The following is an 18,389-nucleotide window of genomic DNA, read 5'->3' on the forward strand; positions in this document are numbered from 1 at the left end:
AGCGGCAAGTCAAGTTTAAAAAAGAAAGGACCCATTGATTTGGGTCTTTTTTTTATGCCTAAAACGTTTTCCCAAAACCGTTTTCATTTTTTGAAATTGGTTATTGACAAGGGGTTATGCAAGGTATTATTATTCAGGTATGAAAGCACTTACATTTAAGTTGAGCATGGATCCTTGTACCGATGTAAACGTCTTTTTGATGGCAACTTGTACTTGAATTGAGGCGAGGATGAATCGTCGAATTCATTCAAGAAAACGCTTTTAATTGCATTTAAGCAAAAAAAGTGCAAGGTTTTTCGCCAGTCCATGGTATCTACAGGCCAGCCTGTTATACACTATAAAGCTTCATTATATCCATAAGGGGGATTACACATGAAGGGGAAAACACCAAAAACGTTCGCAATGCTTCTTCTCGCAAGCGCGCTTGCCATTACGGCAGGATGCGGAAGCACAGGAGGAAGTACGGCCTCGGAAAAGCCTGGTGAAACGGATGATACGACAAGTCCGGTAACGTTTACGTTCTTCGGCGCAGATGCAAGTCCAAACTGGAACAAGATGCAGGATGCGGTAGGCAAGAAGATCACCGAAAAAACAGGCGTGACCATTGAAGCCGAGTATGACGTGAATAATGGCGGAGATCAGAAAATACCTTTGATGGCTGCCAGCGGTGATTACCCTGATATCATTTATCCTAAAGGAAACCTGTCCAAACTGGTTGATGCAGGCGCAATGATTGACCTGACCGATTTGATTGAGGAGCACGCTCCCAACCTGAAGAAAATTTACGGCGACCAAATGAACCGCTTGAAATACAGCAAGGAAGACCAGGCGATCTATACTATCCCGACCAACATGGGTGTAGACAATGTAGCGTTTGATGCCACGGGCGGATTCGAAATCCAGCAAAAAGTGCTGAAAGAGCTGGGCTACCCTGAAGTAAAAACGCTTGAGGATTACGAAAACGTATTAAGAGCATATTATGAGAAACATCCAACGATCGATGGCCAGCCAACGATTCCGCTGACATTGAATGCCGACGACTGGAAGATCATGATTACAGTTACAAACCCGGCTTTCCAAGCAACAGGCGGGCCGGATGACGGGGAATATTATATCAACCCGGAAACGTATGAAGCGATGCTTCACTACAAACGTCCCGAGGAAAAAGAATATTTCCGTTGGCTGAACAAAATGTATAATGAAGGACTGCTTGATAAAGATACCTTTGTACAGAAGGATGACCAGTATAAGGCCAAAATCGCCAGCGGGCGCGTTCTTGGTCTGATCGACCAGGAATGGAACTATGGAGAAGCTGAGAACGCTCTCAAATCAGCCGGTAAGGATGACAGCACGTATGCACACTTCTCGGTATCCTTGAATGACCAGATCGTGGATCATACCTTCCAGCCAACCGGCTTTGACGGTTACGGCATCGGAATCACGACTTCCGCCAAAGACCCGGTTCGCATTATCAAGTTCATGGATTGGCTTGCTTCGGATGAAGGGCAAGTGCTCAGAAACTGGGGGATTGAAGGCGAGCATTACAAAGTGGAAAACGGCAAACGCATCATTCCTGACGACATTCAAGACCGCAAAACGAATGACAACTCGGCGTTCACCAAAGAAACAGGGATCGGTATGTACAACATCTTCAGTGCAAGATATGGCGATGGCGTGAAGGATTCCACAGGCAACTATTACACCACGAACTTCCCAGAGCAAATCGTAGCGGGCTACACGCCGGCAGAGAAAGAAACATTGAAAGCGTATGGCATCACGACATGGAAGGAATTTTTCCCATCGGAAGATGAACTGCCTATGAAGGATTGGGGAGCAGCATACAACATGCCCGTTCCTTCCGATACGGATTATAATGTAGCTTTCCAAAAAACGCAGGATATCGTTCGCAAACGGATCCCGGAAGCCATTCTTGCCAAACCGGAAAACTTCGACAAGGTGTATGACGACATGCTGGCCGAGCTGGACAAAGCAGGCGCGGTGGAGATGGAAAAACAATACACCGGTTGGATCAAAGACCGCGTATCGCTGTGGACCGGCAAAGACGTTCAATAAAGAAGAGACAGCGCAAATAAGCTGCTGAATTTCTTGAAAAAAGGGTTTCCGTGGGAAGCCCTTTTTTTCTATTGACCGATGGCGAAATATAGCATATAATCTACGTGTAAGCACTTTCAGTAAGCGTTTTAAAGTGAATTTCGAAAACGTTTTATCTTATGTGTAGTGCGAAGTTTCCTGTCCCGGATGGATCGAGGCAGTTACACCTGTATCACGCATAATTTAAAGCGCATTCATTTGCTTTGAATCGTTGATCCAAATGCTTTGGTATTTTCAGGCTTGGCCTGTTATACAGATAAAACCTTCATAAATAGGGGGAACTAGACAATGAAAGGCAAAATGAAAGGTAATACACCCAAGACTTTTGCAATGCTGCTGCTTGCAAGTGCGTTGCTCGTTACTGCTGGTTGCGGAAATTCGGGAAGCAAGGAATCCGCTTCATCCGGTGAATCATCCGGAACAGAGCCGATCACGATTTCGTTCTTTGGGGCCGATCCGAATCCGGTCTGGAACAAAATGCAGGATGCCGTAGGCAAGAAGATTACCGAAAAAACGGGCGTTACCATTGAAGCCGAATTCGACGTCAACAATGGCGGCGAGCAAAAAATTTCCCTGATGGCAGCGAGCGGCGACTACCCGGACATTATTTTCCCGAAAGGAAACTTGTCCAAGCTCGTTGATGCCGGTGCAATGCTTGACCTGACGGATCTGATCGAGGAGCATGCTCCCAACCTGAAGAAAATCTATGGTGATCAGATGAACCGTCTGAAATACAGCAAGGAAGATCCAGCGATTTATACGATCCCAACCAACATGGGTGTAGATAATGTGACGTTTGACGCAACAGGTGGATTCGAGATTCAGCAGAAAGTGCTGAAGGAGCTCGGATATCCTGAAGTGAAAACGCTTGAAGATTTCGAAAACGTGCTGAAAGCATATAAAGAAAAACATCCGACGATCGACGGACAGCCGACGATTCCGCTGACGCTGAACGCCGACGACTGGAAAATCATGATCACCGTAACGAACCCGGCTTTCCAAGCTACGGGAGCACCGGATGACGGCGAGTACTACATCAATCCGGAAACGTACGAAGCGATGCTTCACTACAAACGTCCGGAAGAGAAAGAATATTTCCGTTGGTTGAACAAAATGTACAATGAAGGACTGCTTGATAAAGACACCTTCGTGCAAAAAGACGACCAATACAAATCCAAAATCGCCAGCGGCCGCGTACTTGGTCTGATCGACCAAGAGTGGAACTATCAAGAGGCTGAGAACGCGCTGAAAGCTGCGGGTAAAGACGACAGCACTTATGCTCACTTCTCCGTATCCCTGAACGACCAGATCGTCGACCATTCGTTCCAGCCAACCGGTTTTGACGGTTACGGTATCGGGATTACAACTTCCGCCGAAGATCCGGTTCGAATCATCAAGTTTATGGACTGGCTTGCTTCGGATGAAGGACAAGTGCTTAGAAACTGGGGTATCGAAGGCGAACATTATAAAGTGGAAGATGGAAAACGCGTCATTCCTGACGAAATCCAGGACCGCAAAACAAATGACAACTCTGCCTTCTCCAAAGAAACAGGAATCGGCATGTACAACATTTTCAGCGCAAGATACGGCGATGGCGTGAAAGACTCTACGGGCAACTATTACACTACGAACTTCCCTGAGCAGATCGTGGCAGGTTACACGCCGGCAGAGAAAGAAACATTGAAGGCTTACGGCATTACGACATGGAAAGAATTCTTCCCTGCGGAAGAAGACCTTCCATTGAAAGAATGGGGAGCAGCATACAACATGCCGGTTCCTTCTGATACAGACTATAACGTCACTTTCCAAAAAACACAGGACATCGTACGCAAACGGATTCCAGAGGCTGTTCTGACAACGCCGGAGAACTTCGACAAAGTGTATGACGATTTCCTTGCCGAGCTGGACAAAGCAGGCGCGGTGGAGATGGAAAAACAATATACGACTTGGGTCAAAGACCGCGTGTCGTTGTGGACGGGCAAAGACGTACAATAATACGTTCAGCCATATACGTAAAGATACATGATGAATCGGAGAGGGGCTCCAGCAATGGAGCCTCTTTTTTCGTTATTATATATTTTGCTTCGGTTGTGATGCTTTCCATTGACGCTTTTTTCGAAATCCAATATAATTTTCAGGTGTAAGCACTTTCAGGTGATCGGTATCAGAGACGGTAGGATGAAAGCAAAAAAATACTTATGGAAAAGTGAGTTTTATATTTTTTTGGATATTACGAAAACGTTTTATGTTTAGAACGATACTCAATGAACAGGAGTCGGAATATGGGCCAAACGAATGGAACAACAGGCATGAATCGCTTGTGGTATCGTCAACCGGCGGCAAAATGGGAAGAAGCGCTGCCGATCGGGAACGGTCGCCTTGGCGGCATGGTTTACGGCGGTGCGGCGGAAGAACGCATCCAATTAAATGAAGATACGCTGTGGTCCGGATTCCCGCGTGATACGGTGAACTACAGCAGCCAGAGATATTTGAAACGCACCCGTGAATTGATCGCGGCCGGACAGTACAGCGAAGCCGAAGATTTGCTGAATCGCGAAATGTTGGGGCACGACGTGGAAGCCTATCAACCCATGGGCCATTTATTGCTCCGGCAGAATGGATTGGAACGTGCTGAACTTGAGCATTTCGAACGCGAGCTCGACCTGGAAACGGGAATTGCCGCAACCCGCTATCAATATGAAGGAATTCGCTATACACGCGAAATATATGCAAGTGCGCCTGATGATGTCATCGTACTGTCCCTGTCCGCGGATCGTGCAGGGGCCGTCAACGTCAGTCTGACGTTGGACAGCCCGCATCCCTATACCGTGCAGGCCAGCGGTGACAGCGTCGTGATGTACAGCCGATGTCCGAGCCATGTGGAGTCGAACTATTTCCGCGACCATCCGGAATCGGTCGTTTATGAAGAAGATCGCGGAATGGCATATGCCGCCAAACTGTCTGTCCAAGCGTTGGGCGAAAAAGCCGTGATCTCCGCTGACAAAGGCACATTGCTCATTCAGGGCGCTGACCGAGTGCTGTTGTGCTTGACTGCGGCAACAGCATTTGCCGGCTATGATGTGATGCCGGTTAAGGAAGCCGCAGAACTGGAACAAACATGCGATGCCATCCTGCGACAGGCTCTCCAAACCGGGTTGGAGCAGCTTCGTGAGCGGCACGTGTCAGACCATGGCTCGTTGTTCGCACGTATGTCGATCGACCTTGGCTCGTCCGCCAATGCGGAGCTGCCAACCGACGAACGTTTGGTGGCGTATCAAGGGGGCTCCGCCGATCCGGGGCTGGAGGCTTTGTATTTCCAGTACGGAAGATACCTGCTCATGGGCAGTTCCCGTCCTGGCACGCAGCCTGCCAACCTGCAAGGCATATGGAACCATCAGGTGGAGCCGCCATGGTTCAGCGATTATACGACCAATATCAATGTCGAAATGAACTATTGGCCAGCAGAGGTGTGCAACCTGAGCGAATGCCATGACCCCTTGTTTGCCATGCTCGAGGATCTTAGCCATACCGGGCGCAGAGCTGCGCGTATCCTTTACGGTGCACGCGGTTGGACGACGCATCATAACGTGGACATCTGGCGGCAATCGACGCCAACCGGAGGGGATGCCAGCTGGGCATTCTGGCCGATGGGCGGCGTATGGATGACGGCGCATCTTTGGGAGCGCTACAGCTTTACGAGGGATGAGGCGTTTCTGGCGGAGAAAGCTTATCCCATCATGAAGGAGGCCGCTTTGTTCTGCCTGGATTGGCTGGTGGAAGGTCCGGACGGATATTTGGTGACGTCGCCGTCCACGTCGCCTGAAAACAAGTTTGTGGCAGAGGACGGAACGGCCCGCAGCGTATCGATGGCGTCCACGATGGACATGACGCTGATTCGCGAGCTGTTCGACCGCTGCATCGAGGCAGCGGGCGTGCTTGGCGTGGATGACGAGCTGGTGACGGAGCTTCGTGAGTCCCGCAGCAAGCTGTATCCGTTCCTGATCGGCAAAGAAGGCCAGCTGCAGGAATGGTTCAAGGATTTCCCCGAGTCCGAACCGGGACATCGCCATGTATCCCATCTGTATGGCTTATACCCTGGAGACCAGATCAATCGGCTCAGTACGCCTGAACTTGTGGAAGCGGCCCGCGTTACGCTGGAGCGCCGCATCTCCCAAGGGGGCGGGCATACGGGCTGGAGCTGCGCTTGGCTGATCAATCTGCATGCACGTTTGCTGGATGCCGACAATTCATATCGGTTCGTGCGCACGCTGCTGTCCAGATCGACGCATCCGAACCTGTTCGACGATCATCCGCCGTTTCAGATTGACGGTAACTTCGGCGGCACGGCCGGTATTGCGGAGATGCTGCTGCAGAGTCACTTGGGCGAGCTGCATCTGTTGCCTTCGCTCCCGGGAGCCTGGAAAGAAGGCAGCGTGAGCGGCCTGCGTGCGAGAGGCGGCTTTACCGTGGATATGGAATGGGCCGATGGCCGATTGGTCGTGGCCAATATCCGGGCCGATCGCAAGGGAACGCTGACGATCCGCAGCGCAGTACCTCTTTTGGCGGAAGGTTTGCAAGGGGTAGAGGCGGAGCAATCGCCGCAAGGAGATTATGTATTGAATTTAATGGTGGGCGCGGGACAAACGATCCGCGTGTCAGCCGAAGACAGGGAGAGAGTACAATGACCATTTTTCAATTTCCGAAAGACTTTCGCTGGGGGACGGCTACGGCTTCCTACCAAGTAGAGGGTGCAGCACAAGAGGGAGGACGCGGTGTATCCATCTGGGATACGTTTGCGCGTACGCCGGGCAAAGTATTCAACGGGGATAACGGGGATATCGCATGCGACGGTTACCATCGTTATGAAGAAGACATTGAGTTAATGAAGAAACTGGGCATCAATACGTATCGATTCTCCATCGCATGGCCGCGCATCATTCCGGACGGTGATGGAGAGATCAACCGTGAAGGGCTGGACTTCTACCATCGGTTCGTCGATAAATTGCTTGAAGCGGGAATCGAACCGTTCTGCACCCTCTATCACTGGGATTTGCCGCAAGTGCTCGAAGACATCGGCGGTTGGGGCAACCGCAGAACGGTAGATGCTTTCGTGAAATATGCGGAAGTCATCTTCAAAGAGTTCTCCGGCAAAATCAACTTCTGGCTGACGTTCAACGAGCCATGGTGCATCGCGTTCCTGTCCAATCTGCTGGGCGTGCACGCACCGGGCAACAAAGACCTGCAAACGTCGCTGAACGTTGCCCACGGCCTGCTCGTTGCGCACGGCAAAGCCGTCCAATCGTTCCGTCGTCTCGGCACGACAGGCAAAATCGGGATCGCTCCGAACGTATGCTGGGCCGAGCCTTACAGCAAAACGCCGGAAGACCAGGCTGCCTGCGATCGCTCCATCGCGCTGAACACGGACTGGTTCCTTGACCCGATCTATAAAGGCTCCTACCCGCAATTCATGGTGGACTGGTTCGAGCAAGCCGGGGCGACGGTACCGATCCAGGATGGGGACATGGAGATCATTTCGCAGCCGATTGACCTGCTGGGCATTAATTATTACACCATGGGCATCAATCGGTATAACCCTGAAGCAGGCGTGCTGCAATCGGAAGAACTCAACATGGGTCTGACGCGTACCGATATTGGCTGGCCAATCGAATCGCGCGGCTTGTACGAGTTCATGCACTATTTGCAAAAATACGGAAACGTGGAAGTGTATATCACCGAGAACGGTGCATGCATCAACGATCAGCCCGAGAATGGCATCGTCAACGACGAGCGCCGCATCTCGTATTATGAGCAGCATTTGGCCCAGATTCACCGGATCATCAGCGACGGGATCAACCTCAAAGGGTACATGGCGTGGTCGCTTATGGACAATTTTGAGTGGGCAGAAGGGTATCGCATGCGTTTCGGGCTCATCCATGTGGATTACCGTACATTGAAACGCACGCCCAAAGAGAGCTACTACTGGTACCAGAACGTAATCAAAAACAATTGGCTGGAAATCCGTTAATGCTGGAATTGCGTTAATGGATGTTATACAGCACATGTCTCGCCATGAGGCAGGATCCGGTTCGTCCGCGGTTCTGCCTTTTTTGGCATGCTTGCTCAGCGCTTTTCCATAATTGGACAAGGACCAGGGAACGTAAGTTGTTATGAAGAGATGGTTTTTGGGTTATAAATATTTCAGGGGCTATCTTATTTGTCAATAGTTCGACAAGAAATAAAGTGTCCAAAAAACGAAAATAATTTGAACATTTTATGACTAAAACTCATATTGATGTGGTATATTGATGAAAAGGAAGCACTTACAAAAATGGAAAAGGAAGTGTTTACTATGGCATCGAAGACAGCAATGGTAAGCCAGTTGGAGCGCAAAGACAGAAACATGCGGCGCGCAGTGTTGACGATGACCGTTTTGGCCTGGGTGGCATTGATTGCGGGAGTAGTCATGTGCCTGATCAACTTGAACGAATTTAACGACCGCAACCTTGGCTTGATGGTAGGGATCGGTTTTCTTGTAGGCAGTGTGTTCATTTACGTTATTGCCAAATCGATTGGTTTGGTTCACTCACGAAGAGAAGATGAAGGTGCCGATTGATTATAATTCTTCAATGATTTGAACATAATAAGGCTGGATGAGTCTCCGGAATCCCAGCCCAAATAGCCCTTTGCGGATCCGTTGAATGATTCAACGGGACTGCAAAGGGTTTTATTTTTGTATGGGCTCGTCCTGACCAAGAATGACTCACCCGTGGCGTATTTTTAACTTCGGATGTGAAGTCTTACTGTAAGGAAATATCAAGCATGCAAGCGATTTGTGAGAAAAAATTCACACATTTGGGGTGTAAAATCGACAAATTTGTTAACAAGAACAAAAAACCTGCTCATTTCTGATATCTTTAGAAGGAAGAGAGTAGTATACTAATTTTTTAGTATTAGCGAATTTAAGGAGAGGGGATCAAGATGAACAAGAAACCTAGGTTGCTTACCCGGGTCATCATTCCGATTGTCCTGACGTTGGTTACAATTGCACTGATCGTTTGGCCAATGCTGGCAGGCGGACAGTACGTTGTTCTGGATCCGAAGGGACCTATCGGTGCATCTCAGCGGGATCTGATCGTGATTTCGACCATTCTTTGTGCGATCGTTATCGTTCCTGTACTGATTATGTCTGCTGTAATCGTATGGCGTTACCGCGAGAGACCGGACAACAAAAACGCTTATGAGCCGAACTGGGCTCATAGCACGAAAGCCGAGGTCATTTGGTGGACCATTCCAATCGTTATCATTGGATTGCTTGCCATCGTAACGGTTCGTTACACGTATGATCTTGAGCCTTCCAAGCCGCTGGCTTCGGAAAAAGCGCCCGTTACTATTCAGGTATCTTCCTTGGATTGGAAATGGTTGTTCATGTATCCGGAGCAGGGGATTGCTACGGTGAACACCGTGAATATTCCGACAGATCGACCTGTGAAATTCGAACTCACTGCGGATTCACCGATGAACTCGTTCTGGATTCCGCAATTGGGCGGACAGATTTACACGATGTCGGGCATGGCGATGACCCTGTATTTGCAGGCCGACCATGAAGGGAAGTACTGGGGCTCCGGCGCCAACTTCACCGGCGAACATTTTGGCAAGATGCGTTTTGACGTCAATGCGACTTCAGACGAAGACTTTGACAAATGGGTAAATGAAGTGAAGCAGCAATCCCAGCCGCTCACTCAAGAAGGATACAATGCTCTGGCAACACCGGGAACAAGCAATGTGGCTTATTATTCCTCCTTCCCAGAAGGATTGTTCCAGGACATCGTAACCAAATATGTCGTCGAAGGCTCTGGCGCCCACAATCATGGAAGTTCGGACGAAGCTGCAGGCGCCGGCGATAATACGACTAAAATGAACCACGAAAGCATGAATACGTCCCTTACACCGGGCAAAAGTGCTAACTAATGATTCGAAAGGAGGCCCCCAATGTTAGACAGAATTAAGGAGTTTGCATCCGAGTTTTTCGTAACCGGCGACCCGCTGATCTATGGTGCGGACGTAGCGATCGGTATTACGACGATCTCGATTGTTGCGGTGCTGACTTATTTCAAAAAATGGGGCTGGCTCTGGCGTAACTGGTTAACAACTGTCGATCATAAAAAGATCGGTATCATGTATATCCTTGCTTCGATCATCATGTTGTTCCGCGGTGGCGTGGACGCATTGATGATGCGCCTTCAGCTGGCTATGCCAAACATGGATTTCTTGCATCCCGAGCACTATAACCAAGTCTTTACAACACATGGTACGATCATGATCCTCTTCATGGCGATGCCATTTATGTTTGGTTTGTTTAACGTTATCGTTCCGCTCCAGATCGGGGCAAGGGACGTTGCATTTCCGTTCCTGAACGCACTCAGCTTCTGGTTATTCTTCCTGGGAGCGATGCTGTTCAACCTGTCCTTCGTTATCGGCGGTTCGCCAGACGCAGGATGGCTAAGTTATCCGCCTCTATCGGAGCTTTCACATAGTCCGGGGGTAGGACAGAACTTCTATATATGGGGTATACAGATATCCGGTATCGGTTCCCTGGCGACCGGTATCAACTTCTTGGTTACCATCATCAAAATGCGTGCGCCAGGCATGACTTGGATGAAAATGCCGATGTTTACATGGTCGGTATTCTCCACATGTATCATCATCCTGTTTGCATTCCCGATCCTGACCGTGACTCTTGCGCTGCTCTTCCTGGACCGCTTCGGCGGGGCGCACTTCTTCTCGCTTGATCTGGGCGGCAACCCGATGATGTACATCAACTTGATCTGGATGTGGGGTCACCCTGAGGTATACATCGTGGTCCTGCCGGCATTCGGTGTATTCTCCGAGGTCGTAAGCACCTTTGCGAAGAAAAAACTGTTTGGATACAAATCCATGGTATTCGCCATGTTGATTATCGCGTTCCTGTCCTTCTTTACGTGGGCGCATCACTTCTTCACGATGGGTTCGGGCGCCGATGTCAACGCGTTCTTCGCAGTGACAACAATGCTTATTGCGATCCCAACGGGGGTTAAGATCTTCAACTGGCTCTTCACGCTGTACAAAGGAAGAATCAAGATGGCTACCCCGATGTTGTGGACCATCGCATTTATTCCGTGCTTTATCGTCGGCGGTATGACTGGGGTTCTCTTGTCCGTTGCTCCTGCTGACTTCCAGTTCCATAACAGTTACTTCTTGATTGCCCACTTCCACCAAGTGTTGATCGGTGGTGTAGTATTCGGATACTTCGCAGGTCTGTACTACTGGTGGCCAAAAATGTTCGGTTTCAAACTCGAAGAGAAACTGGGCAAATGGGCATTCTGGTTCTGGAACATTGGTTTCTATATCTGCTTCATGCCGCAGTACGCTGTCGGTCTGATGGGGATGACACGTCGTCTGAGCACGTATGGCTGGGACACTGGCTGGTGGGAACTGAACTTCGTATCCACCATCGGAGCGTTCCTGATGGGTATCGGCTTCCTGTTCCAGGTTGCTCAAATCGCAGACGGCATTCGCAAATACAAATCGCTCAAAGCTTCCGGCGATCCATGGGATGGCCGTACGCTCGAATGGTCGATTCCATCGCCAGCGCCTGAATATAACTTTGCGGTAACTCCGCAAGTGAATGATCTGGACGAATGGTGGGAAGAGAAGCAACGCCGCGGCAAAGGCATCAATCCGCCAGCGCCTAAGCTTGAGCCGATTCATATGCCTAAAAACTCTGCCATTCCTTTCATCAAATCCGTATTCTGGTTCATCGCCGGTTTCGGTTTTGTATTCGGATGGTTGTGGATGGCGATCCTTGGACTCGCAGGCGTCGGAATCTGCATGATTGCCCGTTCATTCTCCTACGATACGGACTATTACATTCCGGTCGATGAAATTAAGCGTACCGAAGAGGCGTCTTTAAGGGGGTCGGTATAATGGCTCAAGCAGCCGCTAAGAAAGGTCATGACCATGCACATGGTCATGATCACGGTCACCATGACCCGCAAGAATTGAAAGTACTCGGTTTCTGGTTCTTCCTGATTTCCGACGTAATCCTGTTCTCCGTATTGTTCGCAACGTTCATCGTTTTGCGCCACAATACGGCAGGCGGTCCTACGCTGGAAGAATTGATCAAAATGCCAGGGGTTATCGCCGAAACGTTTATCTTGTTAACAAGTTCATTTACCAGCGGTTTGGCCGTTCTGGCCATGAACCAAGGCAAAGTGAAACAGTTGATCAGCTGGTTGGTCGTTACGGCCCTTCTCGGCGCAGGGTTTATCGCGCTTGAGGTTACCGAGTTTATCGAAATGATCCACGAAGGTTTCAACTACACGACTAGCGCAGCTTCCGGCGCGTTCTTTACCCTTGTGGGTACGCACGGACTTCACGTTTCGCTTGGTCTGATCTGGATGATCGGTTTGATGTTCCAGCTGAAGAAACGCGGCATTACCGACGTTACGCGCGGTAAAGTCAACGTGATCAGCTTGTACTGGCACTTTTTGGACGTCGTATGGATTTTCCTCCTGTCGGTCGTCTACCTGATGGGGGTGATGTAAGATGGCACAGCACAACTCGCATGATGCCCATGGACATGAGCAACATGGTTCGCTCAAGTCTTATGTCATCGGTTTTATCCTGTCCATCGTCCTGACAATCATCCCATTGGTGGTTGTACTCAACGACATGATGGGCAAAACCGGAACGTTGGTTGTCGTACTGGTAACGGCAGCACTTCAATTCATCGTGCAGCTCTTCTTCTTCATGCATATCCGTGAAGAGAAGTCGCCTCGTTGGAACGTCATGGGTCTGATCTTCGGATTGCTGATCATGCTGACGATCGTGGTCGGATCCGTTTGGATCATGCTGAACAACGTTGTAGCGCATTAATGAATGCAGAAACCCTGTCTACCTCGAAAGAGGAGGCAGGGTTTCTTTTTTTATTTCAACATTCAAAAAAAGGTACACAAACGATACAAAATGAACTAAAATGAACATATACGAACTTATTAATGAGATGAAGGGAATGGTTTTCATGCAAAATCGTTATGCAGCTCATCCGAATGAAGTAAAGCAATACGACACGTCCAGATTGAGAGAAGAGTTTCTGATGGAGCAGCTGTTTGCTGTCGATGAGCTCGTTACGGTGTATTCTCATGTTGATCGTTATATTGTTGGAAGCGCTGTCCCGAAATCAAAAGATATTACGCTTGAAGTTAACCTGAAGGATATTGGTACAGACTTTTTCCTGGAACGCCGCGAGATCGGTATCATCAACGTAGGTGGACATGGCACGGTTACGGCGGATGGCCAGGGTTATGAGATCGGAGCGAAGGAATGCTTGTACATCGGCCGGGGCGTTAAGGAAGTCGTGTTCAAAAGCAACGGGCAAGAAGATGCGGCGCAGTTCTACTTTGTGTCCACGCCTGCACACCATACGTATCCGACCACAAAAGCGACGCAAGAGCAGGCACAGCCGAACCATCTGGGCAGCATCGAGAGTTCCAATGAACGCACAATCTACCGCTACATCCACCAAGGAGAAGGCGGGATCAAAAGCTGTCAGCTGGTGATGGGCATTACGGAACTCGACAAGGGCAACATGTGGAACACGATGCCTGCGCATACCCACAATCGCCGTTCTGAAGTATACTTGTACTTTAACCTGCCGGAAGACGCAGTGGTATTCCACATGATGGGAGAACCGCAAGAGACGCGGCATTTGGTCGTACGGGACCGTCAGGCGATCATTTCTCCAAGCTGGTCCATTCACAGCGGCGTCGGTACGAGCAGCTATACGTTCTGTTGGGCGATGGCCGGCGAGAACCAAACGTTCGAAGACATGGACGGCGTGGCGATGAAAGATCTGAAATAGGACAGCTTCCGCTTCGGCCCGAATCCGAAATTATTATGTTTGCATAGGAAGTTGATCGATATGAACTCATTGAAAAGACATGAAAAAATTATGGAAGCACTGCTGGAGCGCCAGGAAGTGACCGTTAGCGATCTGAGCGACCTGCTGCAGGTGACCGGCAAAACGGTGCGGGAAGACCTGGACAAACTGGAGAGCATGGGCTTGCTTGTGCGGGTGCACGGGGGTGCCATGTTGGCCCAGAATGACCAGTATGGCATTCTCAACATGCGCAGCGTAAACGAAAAGCACCAACCGGAAAAATCGGAGATTGCCGAGCGGGCGCTTGGTTATATCCAGATGGGCGATATCATCGCTCTCGATGGGGGGAGCACAACGCTCGAAATGGCCAAGCGGTTGGACAACCAGCCGCTGACGGTCATCACGAACGATCTGTTCATCATTGCCGAGCTCACCAAGAAGGAACAGATTCGTCTTGTCGTTCCGGGCGGGGCCCGGGTCAGAAACATGCTGGTGGGGGACGATACAGCGGCTTTTATATCTGGGCTTAACATTCATAAAGCGTTTATTTCCACAACGGCAGTTCATCCGGAGTTTGGCCTGTCCATCTATACGGGAGATCTGGTTCCGTTAAAGAAAGCGATGATCTCGGCTTCCCAGCAGGTCTATGGCGTCGTTGACCATCACAAATTCGGGCAGTTCGCCTTGCGCACGTTTGCGCATTGCTCGGAACTGGATTGCATCATCACCGACAGCCGGCTGGATGCCGATACGGCGGCCTTGTATGAGCAGAGCGGCGTCCGCGTGGACAATGGCAGTTGACGATCTCTTTGTTCGAAGCTGCTGCGCGGCATGTTCGCCTGCAGCTTGAACGTTCAACGATTTGATTTGCATCTTATAACATGCGGAGGAATCCATCATGAACCCATTTGATTTGAATGGAAAAGTGGCAATGGTTACCGGTACTACAGGAGGTTTAGGACAAGGGATGGCGATCGGGCTTGCCGAAGCGGGAGCGGACGTCGTGCTGGCCTCCTATTCGTCGTCCGAGGAGACAGCCCGCGCCATAGAGGCGCTTGGACGTAAGGCTTATTTGCTTAAAGCCGATTTGAGCCGTGAGGACGAGCTTGCGGATGTTTTCGAAAAAGCATTGTCCTTTCAAGGCAAGATCGACATTTTGGTCAACAATGCCGGTATCATTCGCCGGACGCCGGCTGCGGACCATGCCAAGCAGGACTGGCATGATGTTATTGGTTTGAACCTGAACACGGTCTTTTTCCTGAGCCAATTGGCAGGCAGACATATGATGGAACGCGGCAGCGGGAAAATCATCAACATCGCGTCGATGCTGTCCTATCAGGGCGGAATCAACGTGCCGGGATACACGGCAAGCAAACATGGCGTAGCGGGCCTGACCAAAGCATTTGCGAATGAATGGGCAGGCAAAGGCGTGCAGGTTAACGCGATTGCGCCTGGATACATGGTGACGGACAATACAAGCCAGATTCGCGCCGATGAGCAGCGCTACAACGACATTACGGCACGTATTCCGGCCGGCCGCTGGGGAACGCCGGAGGATTTGAAAGGTCCGGTCGTATTCCTTGCTTCCGCAGCCTCGGATTACTTGAATGGACATGTGCTTAACGTTGACGGGGGCTGGATGGCCCGCTAGTCCGTACGTTTGGCAATGATTCTGATGCATGAGGAGGACGATACGATGAAGCTCGGCATACTTGCGCATACGTTCGGAAAGCTGCCGACAGCGCAGCTTGCACAAACCGTAGCGGACCATGGCTTCAACTCCGTGCAGCTGGCGCTCGCCAAGGCGCTGTCCGACGTTGATTCGGCTAACGGCAAGCTGAGCCCGGGGCTGGCGAACGAAATCGGGGAACAATTCGACCGGCGGGGCGTCAAGATTGCGGTTCTCGGCTGTTACATTAACCCGATCGATCCCGATCCGGTTCGCCGGAGAGCGGACATTGACCGTTTCAAGGAGCATTTGCGCTATGCGCGCGATTTCGGCTGCAGCATGGTAGCTACGGAGACCGGGGGTCTGGATACGTACCAAACCACATATCCCGATCATTATGAAGAGCATGCGTGGGGAATATTGAAAGCAACGTTGGAAGAACTGACGGAGGAAGCGGAGAAATGGGGCGTGCATGCCGCGATCGAGCCTGTATCCACACACACGCTGCATACGCGGGAGCATATGGTTCGACTTTTCGAGGAGATCCCGTCTTCCAATCTTGGCATGTTATTTGATCCATGCAATCTGATTAAACAGGAGCATGCAGCCGATCAGGCAGGATTTCTGAAAGAAGTCATGGAGACGCTCTATCAGCGCATTATCGTGATCCACGCCAAAGACGTGGCCTTCAATGCACAAGGCGAAAAATTCAATCCGGTGCCTGGCGAAGGCATTCTGGATTATCCTTTGTTCTTCGAATTGCTGAAAACCTATAAGCCGCACATCGACATTTCCCTCGAGGGCGTGACAGCAGAGCAGGCCGTTCCGGCTGCCAAGCATTTACGGGAAGTATGGGGCGGCGTACATGTATAGTGGTTCCGATTCGTTGCCCATATGAAGCCACCGAAAGCCTTTGCCTTCTGCAAAGGCTTTTTTGGTAGCTATGGAATGGTATGTTCATGATCAATGTGTAGCGCCGATAATTGAAAAAATATATTTCTCATCGGAAAAATCGGAAATATCTCTTTCCAAATGCCACATCTTGTGAGAGAATATGAAAAAACAGGCGACAACACGCGAAGACACCATGGATCTCAAGCCTTATGCCAAGGGAGGATTTCGATTATATGTCAAACGAACGTGAACTTTCATTCGAAACATTGGCCATTCATGCCGGTCAGCAGATTGACCCGACCACCAATGCACGCGCAGTACCCCTTTATCAAACAACATCGTATGGATTTCGGGATACGGACCATGCCGCCAACCTGTTTGGCCTGAAAGAGTTTGGCAATATCTATACACGTCTGATGAATCCGACCACCGACGTATTTGAGCAACGCATTGCCGCGTTGGAAGGAGGCGCTGGGGCATTGGCTACCGCCTCTGGTCAGGCAGCCATCACATTTTCGCTGCTGAATATCGCCGGGGCCGGGGACGAGATCGTGTCTTCCGCCAGCTTGTACGGAGGCACGTATAATCTGTTCTCCACCACGCTGCCGAAGCTTGGATTGAACGTGAAATTCGTGGATTCGAGCGATCCCGAAAATTTCCGAGCAGCCATTACGGACAAAACCAAAGCGCTGTATGCCGAGACGATTGGCAATCCGCAAGGCAATGTGCTTGATATCGAAGCCGTGGCCGCCATTGCGCATGAACATCAAATTCCGCTGATCGTTGATAATACGTTCCCGAGTCCGTACCTGCTTCGTCCAATCGAACACGGAGCCGATATCGTGGTGCATTCGGCGACCAAATTCATCGGCGGGCACGGTACCTCCATCGGCGGCGTGATCGTAGACAGCGGGAAATTCGATTGGAAAGCCAGCGGCAAGTTCCCGGGGCTGACCGAGCCGGACCCGAGCTATCACGGGGTCGTGTACACGGAAGCGGTTGGGCCGATTGCATACATTATCAAAGCCCGCGTACAACTGCTACGCGACCTTGGAGCGACCATTTCTCCGTTTAACTCCTGGTTGCTGCTGCAGGGACTGGAGACGCTGCACCTGCGGGTGGAACGCCACAGCAGCAATGCTTTGGCGGTAGCCGAATATCTGGAGAAACATGAGGACGTGCAGTGGGTGAGCTATGCCGGTTTGCCAAGTCACCCATCCTATGAACTCGCGCAAAAATATTTGCCGAAAGGACAGGGCGCGATCCTCACATTTGGTATCAAGGGCGGCCTTGAAGCAGGCCGCAAGCTGATCGAAAACGTCAAGCTGTTCTCTCACCTGGCGAATGTCGGCGATTCCAAGTCGTTGATCATTCACCCGGCGAGCACGACACACCAGCAACTAAGCGAGGAGGAGCAGCGTGCCGCCGGGGTCAATCCGGAATTGATCCGCCTTTCCATCGGAACCGAGAACATTCAGGATATTCTGCATGACCTGGAACAAGCCATCAAGGCAAGCCAGGGGGCGAGCGTTGGCGCGCAATAGGGATGACGCAGGGCAATCCTTGATATGAAGCTGGCATGGTGTTTGCAACTTCAACGTTTTTGCATATGGAACCGTCATCCGCTGGATGGCGGTTTTTGGTCTGCGCAGGCAGATGTTGGAGTTTTTGCATGGGGACCATTTACAAATGGGGAAGATCAGGCATATAATATAGAAAAGTTGTATTGAGTAAAAATAATTGCATAAGTACAAAAATGATTATCATTCTCATTTTGACCAGCATGCTGCTGCGGGA

General features: G+C 50.4%; 14 protein-coding genes. All 14 read left to right on the top strand.

Going from position 1 to position 18,389, the window contains the following annotated elements; genetic code table 11:
* The first annotated feature begins 372 nt into the window (after positions 1 to 372).
* The 14 genes from L6H98_RS25560 to L6H98_RS25625 all read left to right on the top strand — a co-directional run bounded on the left by L6H98_RS25560 (position 373) and on the right by L6H98_RS25625 (position 18,136).
* On the top strand, positions 373 to 2,073 hold the full coding sequence (locus L6H98_RS25560; protein ID WP_236420506.1) for an ABC transporter substrate-binding protein: 1,701 nt from the start codon (positions 373 to 375) through the stop codon (positions 2,071 to 2,073).
* 339 nt (positions 2,074 to 2,412) lie between these two features.
* The gene (locus L6H98_RS25565; RefSeq protein WP_236420586.1) at positions 2,413 to 4,107 is read left to right on the top strand and encodes an ABC transporter substrate-binding protein; all 1,695 of its coding nucleotides are present in this window, start codon (positions 2,413 to 2,415) and stop codon (positions 4,105 to 4,107) included.
* 287 nt (positions 4,108 to 4,394) lie between these two features.
* Entirely contained in the window at positions 4,395 to 6,797 is a 2,403-nt protein-coding gene (locus L6H98_RS25570) for a glycoside hydrolase family 95 protein (protein WP_236420507.1), read from the top strand.
* Positions 6,794 to 8,137: a GH1 family beta-glucosidase gene (locus tag L6H98_RS25575; RefSeq protein ID WP_236420508.1), complete on the top strand. Its 1,344-nt coding sequence runs from the start codon at positions 6,794 to 6,796 to the stop codon at positions 8,135 to 8,137. The genes L6H98_RS25570 and L6H98_RS25575 overlap by 4 nt, the downstream gene beginning before the upstream one ends.
* 324 nt (positions 8,138 to 8,461) lie before the next feature.
* The gene (locus L6H98_RS25580; RefSeq protein WP_236420509.1) at positions 8,462 to 8,725 is read left to right on the top strand and encodes a hypothetical protein; all 264 of its coding nucleotides are present in this window, start codon (positions 8,462 to 8,464) and stop codon (positions 8,723 to 8,725) included.
* A gap of 365 nt (positions 8,726 to 9,090) precedes the next feature.
* Positions 9,091 to 10,080 (top strand): ubiquinol oxidase subunit II, encoded by a 990-nt coding sequence (gene cyoA, locus L6H98_RS25585; protein WP_236420510.1) that lies wholly within the window; start codon positions 9,091 to 9,093, stop codon positions 10,078 to 10,080.
* A 21-nt stretch (positions 10,081 to 10,101) separates the two neighbouring features.
* Positions 10,102 to 12,075, top strand: coding sequence for a cbb3-type cytochrome c oxidase subunit I (locus L6H98_RS25590; RefSeq protein ID WP_236420511.1), 1,974 nt, complete (start codon positions 10,102 to 10,104; stop codon positions 12,073 to 12,075).
* Positions 12,075 to 12,695, top strand: a complete 621-nt coding sequence (gene cyoC, locus L6H98_RS25595; RefSeq protein WP_236420512.1) for a cytochrome o ubiquinol oxidase subunit III — start codon at positions 12,075 to 12,077, stop codon at positions 12,693 to 12,695. Before L6H98_RS25590 ends, cyoC begins: the two co-directional genes overlap by 1 nt.
* 1 nt (position 12,696) lies before the next feature.
* On the top strand, positions 12,697 to 13,026 hold the full coding sequence (gene cyoD, locus L6H98_RS25600; RefSeq protein ID WP_236420513.1) for a cytochrome o ubiquinol oxidase subunit IV: 330 nt from the start codon (positions 12,697 to 12,699) through the stop codon (positions 13,024 to 13,026).
* A 145-nt stretch (positions 13,027 to 13,171) separates the two neighbouring features.
* Complete coding sequence (gene kduI, locus L6H98_RS25605) at positions 13,172 to 14,011, top strand: 5-dehydro-4-deoxy-D-glucuronate isomerase (protein WP_236420514.1); 840 nt, start codon at positions 13,172 to 13,174, stop codon at positions 14,009 to 14,011.
* Between the two features lie 60 nt (positions 14,012 to 14,071).
* On the top strand, positions 14,072 to 14,830 hold the full coding sequence (locus tag L6H98_RS25610; protein WP_236420515.1) for a DeoR/GlpR family DNA-binding transcription regulator: 759 nt from the start codon (positions 14,072 to 14,074) through the stop codon (positions 14,828 to 14,830).
* Between the two features lie 97 nt (positions 14,831 to 14,927).
* Positions 14,928 to 15,680: a 2-dehydro-3-deoxy-D-gluconate 5-dehydrogenase KduD gene (kduD, locus tag L6H98_RS25615; RefSeq protein WP_290371493.1), complete on the top strand. Its 753-nt coding sequence runs from the start codon at positions 14,928 to 14,930 to the stop codon at positions 15,678 to 15,680.
* Between the two features lie 45 nt (positions 15,681 to 15,725).
* On the top strand, positions 15,726 to 16,571 hold the full coding sequence (locus L6H98_RS25620; RefSeq protein ID WP_236420516.1) for a sugar phosphate isomerase/epimerase: 846 nt from the start codon (positions 15,726 to 15,728) through the stop codon (positions 16,569 to 16,571).
* 254 nt (positions 16,572 to 16,825) lie between these two features.
* On the top strand, positions 16,826 to 18,136 hold the full coding sequence (locus L6H98_RS25625; protein WP_236420517.1) for a homocysteine synthase: 1,311 nt from the start codon (positions 16,826 to 16,828) through the stop codon (positions 18,134 to 18,136).
* The last annotated feature ends 253 nt before the right edge of the window (positions 18,137 to 18,389 follow it).

This window comes from Paenibacillus sp. JJ-223 (genome assembly GCF_927798175.1).
GTDB classification, from domain to species: Bacteria; Bacillota; Bacilli; order Paenibacillales; family Paenibacillaceae; genus Paenibacillus; species Paenibacillus hubeiensis.